At 71.5% G+C, this 16,452-nt stretch carries 18 protein-coding genes; 9 read left to right on the top strand and 9 right to left on the bottom strand.

Annotated elements, in window-relative coordinates:
- Positions 1-58: 58 nt before the first annotated feature.
- Positions 59-895, bottom strand: a complete 837-nt coding sequence (locus QSK39_RS41200; protein WP_285483232.1) for a hypothetical protein — start codon at positions 893-895, stop codon at positions 59-61.
- A 167-nt stretch (positions 896-1,062) separates the two neighbouring features.
- A complete protein-coding gene (locus QSK39_RS41205) occupies positions 1,063-1,305 on the bottom strand; it encodes a DUF3039 domain-containing protein (protein ID WP_167379801.1) in 243 nt (80 codons plus the stop codon).
- Between the two features lie 67 nt (positions 1,306-1,372).
- Between QSK39_RS41205 and QSK39_RS41210 the strand changes: the two genes are divergently transcribed.
- From QSK39_RS41210 to QSK39_RS41230, 5 genes are all read left to right on the top strand, one after another.
- Positions 1,373-2,161, top strand: coding sequence for a sporulation protein (locus QSK39_RS41210; RefSeq protein WP_285483233.1), 789 nt, complete (start codon positions 1,373-1,375; stop codon positions 2,159-2,161).
- Positions 2,161-2,652, top strand: a complete 492-nt coding sequence (locus tag QSK39_RS41215; protein WP_285483234.1) for a PPOX class F420-dependent oxidoreductase — start codon at positions 2,161-2,163, stop codon at positions 2,650-2,652. Before QSK39_RS41210 ends, QSK39_RS41215 begins: the two co-directional genes overlap by 1 nt.
- Complete coding sequence (locus tag QSK39_RS41220; protein WP_285483235.1) at positions 2,649-3,260, top strand: HD domain-containing protein; 612 nt, start codon at positions 2,649-2,651, stop codon at positions 3,258-3,260. The genes QSK39_RS41215 and QSK39_RS41220 overlap by 4 nt, the downstream gene beginning before the upstream one ends.
- A 9-nt stretch (positions 3,261-3,269) precedes the next feature.
- The gene (locus QSK39_RS41225; protein ID WP_285483236.1) at positions 3,270-4,175 is read left to right on the top strand and encodes a pseudouridine-5'-phosphate glycosidase; all 906 of its coding nucleotides are present in this window, start codon (positions 3,270-3,272) and stop codon (positions 4,173-4,175) included.
- 73 nt (positions 4,176-4,248) lie between these two features.
- Entirely contained in the window at positions 4,249-5,121 is an 873-nt protein-coding gene (locus QSK39_RS41230; RefSeq protein ID WP_285483237.1) for a carbohydrate kinase family protein, read from the top strand.
- Positions 5,122-5,124: 3 nt separating this feature from the next.
- On the opposite strand, the gene QSK39_RS41235 is transcribed toward QSK39_RS41230, so the two are convergent.
- Together QSK39_RS41235 and QSK39_RS41240 are read right to left on the bottom strand one after the other, a co-directional pair.
- A complete protein-coding gene (locus QSK39_RS41235) occupies positions 5,125-5,460 on the bottom strand; it encodes a DUF3099 domain-containing protein (protein ID WP_502873352.1) in 336 nt (111 codons plus the stop codon).
- Between the two features lie 17 nt (positions 5,461-5,477).
- On the bottom strand, positions 5,478-6,743 hold the full coding sequence (locus QSK39_RS41240) for an amidohydrolase (RefSeq protein ID WP_285483630.1): 1,266 nt from the start codon (positions 6,741-6,743) through the stop codon (positions 5,478-5,480).
- Between the two features lie 28 nt (positions 6,744-6,771).
- Here QSK39_RS41240 and QSK39_RS41245 point away from each other — a divergent pair, with 28 nt between their 5' ends.
- The 4 genes from QSK39_RS41245 to QSK39_RS41260 all read left to right on the top strand — a co-directional run bounded on the left by QSK39_RS41245 (position 6,772) and on the right by QSK39_RS41260 (position 12,410).
- Complete coding sequence (locus tag QSK39_RS41245) at positions 6,772-8,274, top strand: DUF7782 domain-containing protein (RefSeq protein ID WP_285483239.1); 1,503 nt, start codon at positions 6,772-6,774, stop codon at positions 8,272-8,274.
- Positions 8,271-8,696, top strand: coding sequence for a D-aminoacyl-tRNA deacylase (gene dtd / locus QSK39_RS41250; RefSeq protein WP_285483240.1), 426 nt, complete (start codon positions 8,271-8,273; stop codon positions 8,694-8,696). The genes QSK39_RS41245 and dtd overlap by 4 nt, the downstream gene beginning before the upstream one ends.
- Before the next feature lie 289 nt (positions 8,697-8,985).
- Positions 8,986-10,017 (top strand): sigma-70 family RNA polymerase sigma factor, encoded by a 1,032-nt coding sequence (locus QSK39_RS41255; protein ID WP_285483241.1) that lies wholly within the window; start codon positions 8,986-8,988, stop codon positions 10,015-10,017.
- 731 nt (positions 10,018-10,748) lie between these two features.
- On the top strand, positions 10,749-12,410 hold the full coding sequence (locus tag QSK39_RS41260) for a fumarate hydratase (RefSeq protein WP_285483242.1): 1,662 nt from the start codon (positions 10,749-10,751) through the stop codon (positions 12,408-12,410).
- 57 nt (positions 12,411-12,467) lie between these two features.
- Here QSK39_RS41260 and QSK39_RS41265 read toward each other — a convergent pair whose 3' ends face one another.
- The 5 genes from QSK39_RS41265 to QSK39_RS41285 all read right to left on the bottom strand — a co-directional run bounded on the left by QSK39_RS41265 (position 12,468) and on the right by QSK39_RS41285 (position 16,424).
- Positions 12,468-13,163 (bottom strand): SCO2207 family protein, encoded by a 696-nt coding sequence (locus QSK39_RS41265; protein ID WP_285483243.1) that lies wholly within the window; start codon positions 13,161-13,163, stop codon positions 12,468-12,470.
- Positions 13,164-13,329: 166 nt separating this feature from the next.
- Positions 13,330-14,733 carry an MFS transporter gene (locus QSK39_RS41270; RefSeq protein WP_285483244.1) on the bottom strand — a complete coding sequence of 468 codons (1,404 nt, stop codon included), beginning with the start codon at positions 14,731-14,733 and terminating at the stop codon, positions 13,330-13,332.
- Between the two features lie 66 nt (positions 14,734-14,799).
- Positions 14,800-15,237, bottom strand: a complete 438-nt coding sequence (locus QSK39_RS41275) for an SRPBCC family protein (RefSeq protein ID WP_285483245.1) — start codon at positions 15,235-15,237, stop codon at positions 14,800-14,802.
- Positions 15,238-15,251: 14 nt separating this feature from the next.
- Positions 15,252-15,767 (bottom strand): hypothetical protein, encoded by a 516-nt coding sequence (locus QSK39_RS41280; RefSeq protein WP_285483246.1) that lies wholly within the window; start codon positions 15,765-15,767, stop codon positions 15,252-15,254.
- A gap of 159 nt (positions 15,768-15,926) precedes the next feature.
- Positions 15,927-16,424 (bottom strand): hypothetical protein, encoded by a 498-nt coding sequence (locus tag QSK39_RS41285; protein WP_285483247.1) that lies wholly within the window; start codon positions 16,422-16,424, stop codon positions 15,927-15,929.
- Positions 16,425-16,452: the final 28 nt, after the last annotated feature.

Genomic DNA, 16,452 nt, shown 5'->3' on the forward strand with positions numbered 1-16,452 from the left:
CCGCCTGATCACGCGTGTCGGCTCCGCAATCACGCGAGTCGGCCCTTCGATCACCCGGCTACTGCTTGAAGCGGTAGGTCATGCTGTCGAAGAGGATGCAGATGCTCGGCGACATCACGATCACGCGCAGGGTGTTGTCCCGCTCGTCGAAGTCGATGCCCTCGACCTCGAAGGTGCCGCTGCAGCCGCTTCGCAGCGGCAGCTGCCCCAGCGACGTCACGTGCCCCGCGACGTCCGAACCGGACAGCGGGCCCGCCAGGTCGACCTGCAGCAGCGGCTTCGTCGTGCCGAAGAGGCTGCCGTCCGGGTCGTCGGAGGCGCAGAGCAGGCGGGTTGGCGTCTGGAAGTCGCAGCCCTGGACGTCGCGGACCTGGTGGTCGAGGCGGATCGTGCCGGCCATGGGCAGGTTCTGCACCGGGTCGGTGGCCGCCACGCCGGGCATCGGGTGGACCAGGAGGCGGTCCATCGTGCCCCATTCCCCCGCCACCAGCCAGCGGGCGTCCGGCGACACCGCGGCGAACGAGTTGTTGTTCGCCTCCCACGACTCGAGGTTGTGCTTGTAGTTCGCCCACGAGCCGTCCGGGGCCTGGACGCGGAAGAGCTTCGCGCCCCGGTCGTCACGCTGGTAGGGCTCGACGTACCAGCCCTGGGCCGAGCCCGGGTCGCCGACGTGGTTCCAGCCCTGCGAGTTGAGGTCCGCCGGGATGGTGCTGATCCCGGTGTAGCGGATGGTGGTGCCCGACGGGCGGACGATCGTGGCGAGCCCCTGGCTCTCGTCGAGGGCGCGGGCTTGGTCCCGGCCGACCTCCGACCAGCCCGTGACGGCCTGCGCCAGCGCAGGGGCGAACACGGTCAGCAGGGCGGCCACGGTGACGACGATCCCGGTTCTGCGCATGTGCGACTCCGGTGGGTGAGGGAACCTGGTCCGCTGGATCTACCAGGTCACCCACCCCGCGCGCACCCGTCTTATGAAGGGTTTTCACGTTTGTCCCGGGGATCTGTCCCTTTCCGGACAGCGCGGAACCCCGGCCGACGACCGTCAGCCGGGGTCCGGGGCCGGGGTCACTCCCCCGGGCGCAGCCCGTCGAAGATCTCCTTGCAGGCCGGGCAGACCGGCGACCCGGGCTTCGGCGACTTCGTCACCGGGAAGACCTCACCGCAGAGCGCCACCACGTGATTGCCCATGACCGCGCTTTCGGCGATCTTGTTCTTCTTCACGTAGTGGAACATCTTCGGGGTGTCGTCGTCGGTGGTGTCCGTGCCCTCGGGCGTGGTTTCCGGCTTCGTCAGCGTCTCGGTGCTCACTCGCCCATTGTGCCCGAGTCCCGCCGAAGCTCGTACGAAAGCCCCTCGACCTGGCAGGATCTGCGGCATGTTCCAGAAGGTGCTCGCGACGTTCGGCTCGGGCGGGGCGAAGATCGACGCCCGCCTGCTCGACCGGACCGCCTCCCCCGGCCGTCCCCTGCACGGCGAGGTGCTGCTGGCCGGCGGCGAGGTCGACCAGGAGATCAAGGGCCTCGCCGTGACGCTGCTGGCCCGCGTCCAGGTCCCCGGCACGGACAAGACCGAAGACCTCCCGTTCGGCTCCCAGCACCTGGTCGGTGCCGAGACGATCCGGGCCGGGCAGCAGGTGCGCCTGCCGTTCGAGGTGCCGCTGCCGTGGGAGACGCCGGTCACGAGCGTCTACGCCAAGCCGCTGACCGGGATGGCGGTCGGCGTGCGGGCCGAGCTGGACCTGGCCGCGGCCGTGTCCGACCCCTTCGACGCCGACGCCGTCGCGATCGAGCCGCTCCCCGCGCAGAAGCGGGTCCTCGACGCGCTGAGCCGGATCGGCTTCACCTTCCGCGAGGCGATCCTCGAGCAGGGCCGGATCAACGGCGCCCAGCAGCAGCTGCCCTTCTTCCAAGAGATCCGCTTCACGCCTTCGCCGCGCTTCGCGAGCGTGTTCTCCCAGCTCGCGGTGACGTTCCTGGCGTCTTCGAGCCGCACGGACGTCGTCCTGGAGGTCACCAAGAACGTCCGGGTCAGTAAGACCGGCGGCTTCGGCGGCCGCGGGCAGGACTTCCTCGGGATGTTCACGATGAAGCCGGACGTGAACTGGGAGAAGCAGCTCGACGACTGGCTCGACCAGGTCGCCCGGCCGCGCGGCATCTTCGACTGATGACCACGCCCCGCGCGGAGCGCCCGCACATGCCCGGCTACGGGATCGCGGCCGATCGTTCGGGGCTGCTGCCCTGGTCGTGGGCGCAGTCGCGGCTGCGGGAGTCGCACGACTTCTGGCTGGCGACCGTCACGCCGGCGGGGCGCCCGCACCTGATGCCGGTCTGGGCCGTGTGGACCGGCGAGGTGTTGTGGTTCTCCTCGTCCCGGCGGTCGGCGAAGGCGCGGAACATCGCCACGGGTTCGGCCGTGTCGATCGCGACGGACGACCCGTACGAACCCGTCGTCGTCGAAGGGACGGCCGAGATCGTCACCGATCCGGACGCGCTGCGCGGGTTCCTCGCCGCGATGAACGAGAAGTACTCGACGGCGTACGGAGAAGATTTCCTCGACCCCGCCGCCAACGCCTCGATGCGGCTGCGGCCGGAGAAGGCGTTCGGGTTGCGGGAGAAGGACTTCGCGGGCACGCCGACGCGCTGGACGTTCCCGTGAAGTGGGCCGAAGCCGTCACCGCGCTGGGTGGCGTACCCCGGGCCGGCCTCGAAGCCCGCTACGGCGAACCGCACCGCCGCTACCACACGCTCGACCACGCGGCCGCGGTCGCGCGCGACTCCGCCTGGCTGGCCGAGGGCCTCGGCGACGTCGAGCGCGCGATCGTCGCCGCGGCCGCGTGGACGCACGACGTCGTGTACGACGCGAAGCCCGGCGAAGACGAACGCGCCAGCGCGGCGTGGGCCCGCGAAGCCCTGGACGGGGCCGCCGAAGCGCACATCGACCGGGTCGAAGGCCTCATCCTCGCCACGATCAAGCACGACGCCCCGGCCGACGACCTCCTCGCCACCGCCCTCCTCGACGCCGATCTCGCCATCCTCGGCGCGCCGGAAGCGACGTACGCCGCCTATGCCAAGGCCGTGCGCGACGAGTACGCGAAGTACCCCGACGACGTCTGGCGCGCCGGCCGCATCGCCGTCCTCGAAGGCATGCTGAGCAGGACGCTCTACCGCAGCGAAGCCGCGCGGGCACGCTGGGCGACCGCCGCGGCAAAGAACCTCACCGCCGAGCTGACCCACTGGCGCCGGGAGCAACCCGATCACCGATGATGGTTCCTCGTGACCACCCCACTCCACCTGCACGAAGAGATCGCCTCGGCGCTGCGTGACGGGCACCCCGTCGTCGCGCTGGAGAGCACCATCCTGTCCCACGGCCTGCCGCCGGGCCGCAACCTCGACGTCGCCCGCCGCCTCGAGCGCGTGGTGCGCGACGGCGGCGCCGTCCCGGCCACCATCGCGGTGCTCAACGGCCGCGTCGTCATCGGCCTCTCCCCCGCCGAGCTCGAGCGCGTCTGCGCGCCGGACGCCGGCCTGGACAAGCTGTCGCTGCGCGACCTCGGCCCGGCCGTCGGCCTCGGCCGCTCGGGCGCGACGACCGTGGCCAGCACGTCGGCGCTGGCCGCCGCGGCCGGCATCGGGATGTTCGCCACCGGCGGGCTCGGCGGCGTGCACGTCGGCGCGGCGCAGTCGTGGGACGTCTCCGCGGACCTCGGCGTGCTGGCGAAGGTGCCGACGGTGGTCGTCTGCTCCGGCGTGAAGTCGGTCCTCGACATCCCGGCGACGCTCGAGGTGCTGGAGACGAACTCGGTCCCGGTGCTGGGGTACCGCACCGACGACTTCCCGGCGTTCTACCTCCGCTCGTCCGGCCACGCGGTCGGCTGGCGGGTCGACGACCCGAGGCAGGCCGCCGCCGTGGTCGCCGCGCACCGCGCGTACGCGGATTCCGGCGTCCTGCTGGCGAACCCGATCCCCGAAGCGTCCGAAATGGACAAAGAACTGCACGACCGGCTGCTCGCCGAAGGCCTCGCGCTGGTGGCCGAGCGGGGCGTGCACGGCGCGGACGTGACGCCGGTGCTGCTGGAGCATTTCCACACCGCGAGCGCGGGCGTGAGCATCGACGCGAACGAAGCCCTGGTGCTCAACAACGCGAAGCTCGCGACCGAGGTGGCGGTGGCGCTGCGATGAGCGAGCTTGCGAGTGAATCAATGAACACTGCGCCGGCCGGTCAGGCCGCACCGAGCGTCAGCGAGGTGTGCGCATGAACGGGATCGTGGTGGTCGGCGACGCGGCCCTGGACGTGATCGCCCGGCACGACAAGCCGTTGCCGCACGGCGGTGACGCCCGCGCGAAGATCCGCTTCACCGGCGGTGGCTCGGGCGCCAACACGGCGCTGTGGCTGCGGCACCTCGGCGCGGAGACGACGTTGCTCGCGCGGATCGGCGACGACCCGGGCGGCCGGCTGATCCGGGCCGAGCTGGAGGCGGCGGGCGTGCGGTGCGCGTTCGCGGTCGACCCCGAGGCGCCGACGTGCTGCGTCGTGGTGATGGTCGACGGTTCCGGGCAGCGGAGCATGCTCGCCGACCGCGGCGCGAACCAGCGCTTCGCCCCGGAGGACGTCACTCCCGAGTCGCTGGCCGGGGCGAGCCACCTGCACCTGTCCGGGTACGTGCTGCTGGACCCGCCGTCGCGGGCCGCGGGCCTGGCGGCACTGGCCGCGGCTCGCGAACGGGGTCTCACGACGTCGGTCGACCCGCAGGCCGCCGCGCACATCACCGATCCGGCCGCGTTCCTCGACGACGTCCGCGGCGTCGACCTGCTGATGCCGAACACCGAAGAGCTGGTGGCGCTGACGGGTTCGGCGGACCCGGCGTCGGCGAAGGAGCTGCTCGGCACGGTCGGTGCGGTGGTGGTGACCGCCGGCCTCGACGGCGCCAGCTGGGTCGACGACCGCGGCGTCACGAGCGTGCCCGCGGTCAAGGCCGAGTGCCTCGACTCGACCGGCGCGGGAGACGCCTTCGACGCGGGCGTGCTCACCGGCTGGCTGGCGAAAGAGTCCACTGTGGACGTCCTGCGCCACGGGACGCGCCTGGGTGCGCTGGCCGTCGGGAAGGTGGGCCCGCAGCCGGGGTGACCCTCAGCCGTCGATGACCCGGTGGCTGGTGCTTTCGATCGCCTTCGCCTCGTGCTGGTAGGTCGAGACGTGCTCGGACTTGCGGGGCGGGCGGTCGTTCGCGATCAGGACCGCGATCCACGGCAGCGGCACCGAGATCGCGAGGAACCCGAGCGCCAGCCACCACGTGTGGTAGGTCAGCCCGGCGAGGATCAGGCACGGGACGCGGCACGCCATCATGATCACGTACTTGCGCTTGCGCGCCTTGAACTGCTCTTCGTACGACGGGGCCGCCCCGGTGATCAGCACCGGGTCCGAGTCGTTGGCGGGCATGGTCACTGCACCACCTCCACGGCCCATCGTCCCACCTGCGGCGCTCATGCGTCAGCTGGGTGGGACAACCGGCTGAGCGCCGCGGCGACGAGCGTCTCGATACCGGTGCGCAGCGTCGGGTGCAGCACCGGGGCGAAGCGCGGCGAGTGGTTGGACGGGATGTCGCGCTCGAACCGGCCCTCGGTCATCGCCGTGATGACCGTCTGCGGGTCGAAGCCGCCGACCAGCCAGAACACCGACGGGACGCCGGCGGCGCGGCCGAACTCGCTGAAGTCCTCGCTGCCGGTGACCAGCGGCGCCGGCAGCACGACGTCGGCGCCGAAGTGGCCGCGGAAGACCTCGGTGAGCGCGTCGTTGGCGGCTTCGTCGTTCTCGGTGATCGGGTAGGAGCCGGACCGGACGATCTCGGGCGCCTTCGGCGCGCCGGCCGTCGCGGCCTCGCCGTTGACGATCCGTTCCACCGCGGCCAGCACGCGCTCGCGGACGGCCTGGTCGAACGACCGGACGTTCACCTCGAGCACGGCGTCGTCGGCGATGACGTTGCTCGCGGTGCCGACGTGCAGCGAACCGACGGTGACCACCGCCGAGTCGGTGGCGGCGATCTCGCGCGAGACGATCGTCTGCAGCTTGAGCACCACGGACGCGGCCAGCACGGCCGGGTCGACGGTCGTCTCCGGGCGCGACCCGTGGCCGCCGCGGCCGTGCAGGGTGATGCGCAGCGTGTCGGTCGCGGCCATGATCACGCCGGGCCGGGTGAGCACCCAGCCGGCCGGGCCGGGCACCAGGTGCTGGCCGAACACGACGTCCGGCGCGCCGGCGCGGTCGAAGAGGCCGTCGCGGACCATCCGGACCGCGCCGCCCGCGCCCTCCTCCCCCGGCTGGAAGACCACCTGCAGCGTGCCGGACCAGGTGTCGCGGCCCTTCGCGAGCAGCGCCGCGGCGCCGGAGAGCCAGGTGGCGTGCATGTCGTGGCCGCACGCGTGCATGACCGGGACGTCCTTGCCGTGCTCGTCGGTGCCGCGCGCGGTGCTCGCGTACGACAGCCCGGTCTTCTCCTCGACCGGCAGCGCATCGATGTCGGCGCGCAGCAGCACCGTCGGGCCCTCGCCGTTGCGCAGGACGCCCAGCACGCCGGTACCGGCGATGCCGGTGTGCACCTCGTAGCCGTCGTGCTCCAGCCGCCGGGCCAGCTCGGCCGCCGTGCGGGTCTCGGCGAAGGACAGCTCGGGATGGCGGTGGAGGTCGATGTACAGCGCTTCGAGCTCGGGCAGCGCCGCGTCGAGCGGGGTGAGGACGTCTTCGAGGGTCACAGGGGCCATCGTGGCAGCATTACCCACCGTGAGCACGCGAAGCGTACTGCCCGACCTGTCCGACGACGTCTGCGCGCGGCTGCGCGAGGCCTTCCGGCGCACCTCCTACGACGCCGACGGCGTGGTGGCCGCCCTCGGCGGGGCCGCGCACGCGGCGCTGGGCCGCGGCGAGCCGGTGCCGGCCGAGCGCGCGAGCCGGGACGCGGGCGACCTGGGCACGCTGATCCGGCTGTTCCTGCTGGGCGGCGTCGAGCCGGAGACCGCGGTCAAGGCCGCTTTCGCCCCGCTGACGCCGGAAGACGCCGTCGCCTCGGGCGTGCTGAGCGCGGTCCAGGACGGCTACCGCGCCGCACTCGACATCCGCCCCCACGGTGACGAAGAAGGCTCCTGGTGGGTCGTCTCCGACCTCGACGCCGACGTGCTCGGCACCACCGTGCCCGAGGACCACGTGCTCGGCGTCGGCCACGCGTCGCTGTCGCTGATCCGCGCGACCAGCCGGCGTCCCGTCGGCACCCTGCTCGACCTGGGCACCGGCAACGGCGTCCAGGCGCTGCACGCGACCCGGCACGCCCAGCGCGTCACCGCCACCGACGTCTCCGCGCGGGCCCTGGCCCTGGCCGCGGCGACGTTCCGGCTGAACGAGCTGGACGTCGAGCTCGTGCGCGGCGAGTGGTTCGCGCCGGTCGCGCGGCGGAAGTTCGACCAGGTCGTCTGCAACCCGCCGTTCGTGGTCGGCCCGGCCCGGGTGGACTACACCTACCGCGACTCCGGGCTGGCCGGCGACGACGCGAGCGCCCTGGTCATCCGCCAGCTGCCGGGCTTCCTCAACGAAGGCGGCGTCGGCCAGCTGCTCGCCTCGTGGCTGCACACCGGCCGCGAAGACTGGGCCGACCGGGTGAGCCGCTGGCTGCCCGCCGAGACCGACGCCTGGTTCGTCCAGCGCGACGTCGCCGACCCGGCGCTCTACGTCGGCACCTGGCTGCGGGACGCGGGCCTCGACCCGCGCTCGCCCGAAGGCCGCGCGAAGGCGGCGGCGTGGCTCGACTGGTTCGCCGCGAACGACGTCCGGGGCATCGGCTTCGGCTTCGTGACGCTGCGCCGCGCGGCCGGGCGGACACCGACCGTGGTGTGCGAGGACCTGCGGCAGGCCTACGACGACCCGCTGGGCCCGGAAGCTTCCGGCTGGCTCGACCGCGTGGAATGGCTGCGAGAATCGGGAGATTCGTTACTCGATGTCCGTTTTGTGGTCCCGGACACGGTTTTGCTGGAAAGCGTCGAGGAACCCGGCGACGAAGGCTGGGCGACGACCGTCCGGCGGCTGCACCGCACCGACGGGCCGGGCTGGCAGCACGAGGTCGACGACCTGGCCGCGCGGCTGCTCGCGGGCTGCCGCGGCGCGTTGCCGCTGGAGGACCTGATCGAGCTGCTGGCGGCCGCGCAGGGCATGGACGCGGCGGAGCTGGCGGCCGCCGCGCTGCCCGTCGTCCGGGAGCTCGTCCGGCACGGGATGCTCGTCCCGGCGGGCCGGTGAGGGCGGTCGCGGCCCGGGTCACACGGGCGGACGTGACGGTCGGCGGCGAGGTCGTCGGGGCGATCGCCGAGCCGGGTTTGCTTGTGCTGCTGGGAATCCACGTCGGCGACGACGCGGCGAAGGCCGCCGCGATGGCGCGCAAATTGCACGAGCTGCGCGTGTTGCGCGACGAGGAATCATGCGCCACGGCGAATGCGCCGCTGCTCGTGGTGAGCCAGTTCACGCTCTACGGCGAGACGAAGAAAGGGCGCCGGCCGTCGTGGACGCAGGCCGCCCGGCCGGAGGTCGCCGAGCCGTTGGTGGACGCCGTCGTGGCCGAGCTGCGCGGCCGCGGCGCGACCGTCGCGACGGGCCGTTTCGGGGCGATGATGGCGGTCTCGAGCGTCAACGACGGTCCGTTCACGGTTCTCGTAGAGGTCTAGACCACCTCGGAAGGGTTCAAGCCCTGACCCGATTCACATCGGATTCTCAGGTTCTCCGGTCACGGACCGTTCTCAGCAAAAGCTCAGCAATGGTGGAGCAACCGGAGCGCGCCGGCAGCCGTCTCCTTTTCAGGCGAGCCGGGAACGTTTTGGAAACCCGGAGCGTTGTGCCAGATGTCCAGCCAAGCCGGCCGGACCGGCGTACCGGGTTCCACAGGCCCCGGTCCGCGGGTACGCACCCGGTGGGACGACCGCAGCAACACGTTCAGCCCGTGACCGGGGAGGCAGAATGTCAGTCCAGACTCTCGAACGCGAGTCGCGCGGGATTCGCGAGCGCATCCCGGCTCAGGTGTCCGAGGAGCAGCCGCTGGGCGTGGGGGCGCTCACCGATGCCGACCTCGACGCCCAGAGCCCCGCCGCCGACCTCGTGCGTGTCTACCTCAACGGCATCGGCAAGACGGCGCTGCTGTCCGCGGCCGACGAGGTCGAGCTCGCCAAGCGCATCGAAGCCGGCGTCTTCGCCCAGCACATGCTGGACACCGGGGAGAACCTCACCCCGAAGCGCCGCAAGGAGCTGTCCGCCCTGGTCCGTGACGGGCACGTGGCCAAGAACCACCTGCTGGAGGCCAACCTCCGCTTGGTGGTCTCGCTGGCCAAGCGCTACACCGGCCGGGGGATGCCGCTGCTCGACCTGATCCAGGAGGGGAACCTGGGCCTGATCCGCGCGGTGGAGAAGTTCGACTACTCCAAGGGGTTCAAGTTCTCGACCTACGCGACCTGGTGGATCCGCCAGGCCATCACCAGGGGGATGGCCGACCAGGGGCGCACCATCCGGCTCCCGGTCCACCTGGTGGAACAGGTCAACAAGCTGGCCCGCATCAAGCGCGACCTGCACCAGCAGCTCGGGCGCGACGCGACGCACGAGGAGCTGGCGGCCGAGTCGGGCATCCCGGCGCACAAGATCTCGGACCTGCTCGACCACTCGCGTGACCCGGTAAGCCTGGACATGCCGGTCGGCACCGAGGAGGACGCCCCGCTGGGCGACTTCATCGAGGACTCCGAGGCAACGGACGCCGAGAGCGCCGTGATCTCGAGCCTGCTGCAGGACGACCTGCGCCGGGTCCTGTCGACGCTGGACGACCGCGAGCAGCAGGTCATCCGCCTCCGCTACGGCCTCGACGACGGCCAGCCCCGCACGCTCGACCAGATCGGCAAGCACTTCGGGCTCTCCCGCGAGCGCGTCCGCCAGATCGAGCGCGAGGTCATGTCGAAGCTCCGCCAGGGCGAGCGCGCGGACCGGCTCCGCGCGTACGCCAGCTGACAGTTCTCTGCCGAAGGGGCGGGTGCAGGTGCACCCGCCCCTTTCGCATGCCCACGACCAGCACTTCCGTGGTTCGCGGGGCAGCCTTGGAAAATTCTCCACGAAGAAGGGGTTTCACGGTCACGGGACCGGGGTAGCAACCTGTCGCCGACACCCGTTCGGCCGCGTTGACTTATGACGTGCGTCACGCCACATTCGTCTAGCGGCTTCCACCGGCACCGGCGCAGACCAAGCGACCGGATGTGCACGCATCCGGGCGCTCTCCCCGGGAGGTCGGGTCCGTCGGGGTGGACCCGGCCTCCCGACCAGCTCCCGCGAAGGCAAGCAAGCCGACAGCACAACCCGCACCCCTCCCGCACACGCACACCAGCCAGCCAGACCCCCCCCGGCAACCCCGATCCGAAGCCAGAACACGGCCGGCGGTGCCGGGTCAAGGCATCTTTCCCGCCTTGACGCGGTACTGCCGGCCGTAGTCACAATCGGGCTTCGGGGTTGGTGGGGGACACGGAGCCCGCGCCCGAAGGGTCGGCTCACGTACCCAGACAGTCGGCTCACGTACCCAGACAGTCGGTTCGTGAGCCGACCCCCCAGGTACGTGAGCCGACCCTCCGAGTACGTGAGCCGACCCCCCAGGTGCGTGGGGTGGCCCACAGTGATCGGGTGCATCTGCCCCGCACCCGAACAGCGTGCGTAGGGTGGACCGATCCCGGAGCTGGCAAAGGAGCCTGGCAGTGCCGTCCACCACCACGTTTCAGCACACCGAAGTCCTCCCCCTCGGCAAGGACACCACCACCGAGTACCGGCTGGTCACCGACGAGGGCGTCGAGACCGTCGAAGCCGCCGGGCGGAAGTTCCTCAAGGTCGATCCCGCCGCGCTGACCACCCTCGCGCGGACCGCCATCACCGACATCCAGCACCTGTTGCGCACGTCACACCTGCAGCAGCTGCGCGCGATCGTGGACGACCCCGAAGCCAGCGGCAACGACCGTTTCGTCGCGATGGACCTGCTGCGCAACGCCGCCATCTCCGCCGGTGGCGTCCTCCCCATGTGCCAGGACACCGGGACCGCCATCGTCATCGGCAAGCGCGGCGAGGGCGTCCTCACCGGCGGGGACGACGAGCGCGCGCTCTCGCAGGGCATCTTCGACGCCTACCAGCAGCTGAACCTGCGCTACTCGCAGATGGCGCCGGTGAACTTCTGGGACGAGCGCAACACCGGGACCAACCTGCCCGCGCAGATCGAGCTCTACCACAAGGACGGCCAGGACGACCCGGCCTACGAGTTCCTCTTCATGGCCAAGGGCGGCGGCAGCGCCAACAAGACGTTCCTGTACCAGGAAACGAAAGCCGTCCTGAACCCGAAGCGGCTCGCGCGCTTCCTCGACGAGAAGCTGCGCAGCCTCGGCACCGCCGCGTGCCCGCCGTACCACCTCGCGATCGTCGTCGGCGGCATGTCCGCCGAGTTCAACTTGAAGGTCGCAAAACTCGCTTCGGCGCGGTACCTCGACAACCTGCCGGCCGAGGGTTCCGAGCTGGGCCACGCCTTCCGCGACCGGGACCTCGAGCAGCAGGTCCTCGAGATGACCCGGCAGTTCGGCATCGGCGCGCAGTTCGGCGGCAAGTACTTCTGCCACGACGTCCGCGTCATCCGGCTCCCCCGCCACGGCGCGAGCTGCCCGGTCGGCGTCGCCGTCAGCTGCTCCGCCGACCGCCAGGCCAAGGCGAAGATCACCGCGGACGGCGTCTTCATCGAGCAGCTCGAGCGCGACCCGGCCCGCTTCCTCCCCGACGTCACCGAGGAGGACCTCTCCGACGACGTCGTGAGCGTCGACCTCAACCGGCCGATGGCCGAGATCCGCGCCCAGCTCTCGCAGCTGCCGGTCAAGACGCGGCTTTCGCTCACCGGGCCGCTCGTCGTCGCCCGCGACATCGCGCACGCGAAGATCGCCGAGCGCCTCGACGCCGGTGAAGAAATGCCGGAGTACCTGAAGAACCACCCGGTCTACTACGCGGGCCCGGCCAAGACGCCGGAGGGCTACGCGTCCGGCTCGTTCGGGCCGACCACGGCCGGGCGGATGGACTCCTACGTCGAGCAGTTCCAGGCCGCCGGCGGCTCACTCGTCATGCTGGCCAAGGGAAACCGCTCGAAGCAGGTCACGAACGCCTGCCAGGCGCACGGCGGCTTCTACCTCGGCTCGATCGGCGGCCCGGCCGCGCGGCTCGCGCAGGACTGCATCAAGAAGGTCGACGTCCTCGAGTACGCCGAGCTCGGCATGGAAGCCGTCTGGAAGATCGAGGTCGAGGACTTCCCGGCGTTCATCGTCATCGACGACAAGGGCAACGACTTCTTCGCCAGCACCGGCGACCCGGTGCTGCAGATCAGCTTCCGTTAGGACGCAAGGGAAGGGGACACCGGCCCGCCGCCGGTGCCCCCTTTCTTCCCTGCTCCCTCAGCCGACGCGCTCGATGCGTGCGCGCCGGATGAGGAACTTTCCGGGTTCCCGAACCTGTTCGAAGGCCGCGTTGTTGAGCAGCGTGCAGCTGCCCGACACCGAGGTCACCTCGACCGTCGTGGACTTCGAGTTGTCCAGGTTGGTCACCTTCAGCTTCGTCCCCGCCGGGAACTGGTTGCTCGACGCGGCCGGCGCGCCGCCCTCGCCCGAGAGCGTCACGGTGGAGCCGGCGCACACGACGTCGCCCGTCGCGCCCTGGTTGCCGGTGTTCGCCCCGGCCTGGTTCTGGTTCTGCTGCGCGGGCGCCTGCTGCGCCGGGGCCTGCGCGGCCGGCGCCTGCTGGGCCGGAGCCTGCTGGGCCGGCGCCTGCGCGGCCTGGCCGTTGTTCGCGGCGACGTTCGCCGTGCAGCCGGCGACCTGCCGCCGCTGCTGGATCAGGTCGACGACCGCCTGCCGGTTGGCGATCCGCGCGGCCGACTGCGCGTCCGGGTTCGCCTGCTGGCCCGCGATGAAGTTCAGGTTGTTCTGCAGGGCGGTGTCGAGCCCTCCGCAGTTCTCCTTCGGCGCTTCGGCCGCGTTGCCCGCGGGACTGCTCAGCGCGATGGCGGTCGCGGTGACGCCGGCGACCCCCAGCAACGCGGCCAGACCGACCGTTGCCTGCTTGCGGTGCCGACCACTGCTCAACCGGGGCATGGGCCCCTCCTTTCTGATCACCACCTCACTCATGGATACGGCTCGGTAACAGCGGCGGTTCACCGGAATCCGGACAAGTTTTTCGACGGCTTCGACGGCGGAGTGGTCCTACTGGTCCGGACCACTGGCCACGCAGGTGGCACTCAGCAGGGCAGTTCCGCCGAGGTCAGCTCACCGGGGCGTCATCATGGTCCGGACCACTCACCCGCGCCGCGGTCGCCGTGGCCCAGCGGCCCGTCGTCACCAGGCCCAGTGCGAACACCACCGCTCCGCAGCCCGCGACGATCAGCCACACCACCCGGCCCGTGCCCGCCGGCGTCCCGGCGCTCCCCGCCACGACCGCGCCGACCACCGCCACCCCCAGCGACGTCCCGACCTGGCGGCTCGTCGACGCCACCGCCGCCGCCAGGCCGGCCTGCTCGCGCGGCATCCCGGACACCGCCGCGTTCGTGATCGGCGCGTTGAGCAGGCCGTAACCGATGCCGAAGCACACGAAACCGGTCACCACCAGCGAAATCGGCGTGTCCGGGCCGATCCCGGCCAGCACGACGCCGGCCGCGGCGATCCCGGCGCCGGCCACCAGCAGGGGCAGCCGCGGCCCGCGCGCCCCGGTCATCCGGCCCGACAGCGGCGCGCCCACCGCGGTCAGCACCGCCATCGGCAGGGTCAGCAACCCCGCGTGCAGCACCGAAAAGCCGCGGGTCTCCTGGAGGTAGAGGGTGCTGAGGAACAGGAACCCCGACAGGGCCGCGAAGCCGGCGACCGCGGTGAGCGTCGCACCGGAGAACGGCACACTGCGGAAGAACCTGAGCTCCAGCAACGGATCCCGGCGCCGGCGCTCGTACGGCAGCAGCACCGCCAGCGCCGCCGCGGCGACCAGGAAGCAGCCCACCATCACCGGCGTGCCCGAACCGCGGCCCTCGATGATCCCGTACGTCAGCGAGACCAGCAGGACGATCACCAGCAGCTGCCCCACCGGATCGAGGCGGCGCGGCCGCGGAGCGCGGGACTCCGGGACGAACAGCGCCGTCAGCACGATCGCGGCCACGCCGACCGGGACGTTGATCCAGAAGATCGAGCGCCAGCCCGCCCAGGCGACGAGCACGCCGCCGAGCACCGGCCCCACCGCCAGGCTCAGCCCGTTCACCCCGGCCCAGACGCCGATCGCGCGGGCGCGGTCGCGGGGGTCGGTGAAGACGTTGGCGACGATGGACAGCGCGACCGGGTTGAGCATCGACCCGCCAATCGCCTGCAGCGCCCGGAAAGCGACCAGCAGCCCGATGTTCGGCGCCAGCCCGCACAGCAGCGAGCCGAGACTGAACACCGCGAGCCCGGTCTGGAACGTCCGGCGCCTGCCGATCCGGTCCGCGGTCGAGCCGGACAGCATCAGCAGGCCGGCCAGCACGATCGTGTACGCGTCGATCGTCCACTGCAGACTCGAGACCGACGCGCCGAACTCACGGCGGATCGACGGCAGCGCGAGGTTCACGATCGTGTTGTCGAGCCCGACGATGAACAGGCTCAGGCAGCAGGTGGCCAGGACCACCCGCCGTCGCACCGGCTGCGGCACTGCACTCCCACATTAGTTGCACGGACAATATTAAGCACTGTACAACTAATTGGGGTGGAGCCCTCGTCAGGCCGGGAACAGCTCCCCGAGCCGCGCCAGGGTCTTCTCGATACCGTCGGCGTTCTTGCGCGGGAACGGGCTGAGGCTGATGGCCAGCGGGAACTTCGCCGTCGACCAGTCGAACGTCTCGGTGACCTCGGTGCGGCCGTCGCCGAGGGGCTCGAGGCGCCAGCGCCAGCGGTGCCCGTTGAAGTGGCGCCAGGCGATCAGCCTGCCCTCTTCGAACTCGACCACGGTGTTGAGGATCTTGTACGACGCGCCCATCTTCATGTCCATGCCGAACTTGGCGCCGAGCGTGAGGCGGTCCGGACCGCCCGACTGGGCGGCCCGGACCGTGCCGGATCCGTCGATGAGCGGGTGCTGGGCCGGATCGGCGAGGAGCCCGAAGATCTTCTCCGGGGTCGTGGCGACGATCGCGGTGCGTGAGACCTGGCGGCTTCCCATCACCCGACCCTAGATCATTTGGTCGTCTTCAACACGACGGTGCGCTGGTCCAGCGGCGCCGCCAGGGCGACCGAGATGACCGGGTACCGGATGTCCATGGTGCACATCTGGCCGGTCTGGGCCTTGGTCTCGCTCAGGTTGACGACGACGCGGTCGCCGGCCTGCTCGGTCGCCTCGCCGAGGGCGTGACCGCAGCCACCTTCCTGGGCGCGGATGTTGAGGATGGTGCCGCCGTTGGCCGTCCAGACCTCGTGCGGGTAGTTGGCGGGCAAAGCCGCGGCGTCGACCTTGTTCGGCGGCACCGGGGTACTGCCCTCGGGCACGGTCAGCCGGGGTTTGCCCGGCGGGTTGGCCGACGGCGTCCCCGGCAGCACCGACTCACTCGGCGACGGCGACGTCGAAACGCTGCCGGTCGGTGCCGCGGAGGTTCCCCCGGCGGCGGGCTGGCTGATGGGCACGTTCTGGCCGGCGCAGGCTGTCGCCATCAGCAGCATCGCGCCTGTCCCGACCACCTTTGCTGAGTACCTCATGTCCCGAAGACGGAACGGGGGCCGCGAGGGGTTGCACGGAAGATCGATTCGACTGGGAGAGCTTCCCGAGCGGCACTTTCCCGGGAAGGTGCCCGGACGTGGTCTGGGAGGGCGGCTCCGGGCATCCCGGAACGGCCCTCCCAGCGTCCTCGAGGCGGGTCAGCCCTGGCGGAGGACGACCGTGCGCGTCCCGAGCGGCTCCGCCAGCGCCAGGGGGATCGTGATCTCCCTGATGTAGTCCGGGCACATCTGGCCCTTCTTCGCCGCGGTGACGGCGATCAGCACGGCCACCTGCTGCGCCGTCTGCTCACCGACGTGGGCGGAGACGCGGCGGCAGCCGCCCTCCTCGGCCTGCAGGGTCAGCGTCTTGCCGTCCACGCTCCGGACCAGGGTGCGCGGGTAGCCCTCGGGCAGCGTGCGGGCGTCGATCTGCGTCTCGGCGATGGCGTCGTCGCCCAGGGCGATGCCCTGCGTCGGGCGGCCGACCGTCTGCGACGGCGGCGGCGCGACCGTGGGCGATCCGGACACCGGCGGCGAAGCCGACGTGGTCGGCGTCTCCGGCCCCGTGCTGCTCGCGGCCGGCGCCCCCGCGCCGCTCGTCGCGGCCCCGCAGGCCGTCGCCGCGAGCAGCACCAAGCCCGTTCCCAGCAGTTTCACCGTCGTGCGCATACCTGCCAGACGGAGC

The organism is Amycolatopsis sp. NBRC 101858 (assembly GCF_030269325.1).
GTDB classification, from domain to species: Bacteria; Actinomycetota; Actinomycetes; order Mycobacteriales; family Pseudonocardiaceae; genus Amycolatopsis; species Amycolatopsis ponsaeliensis.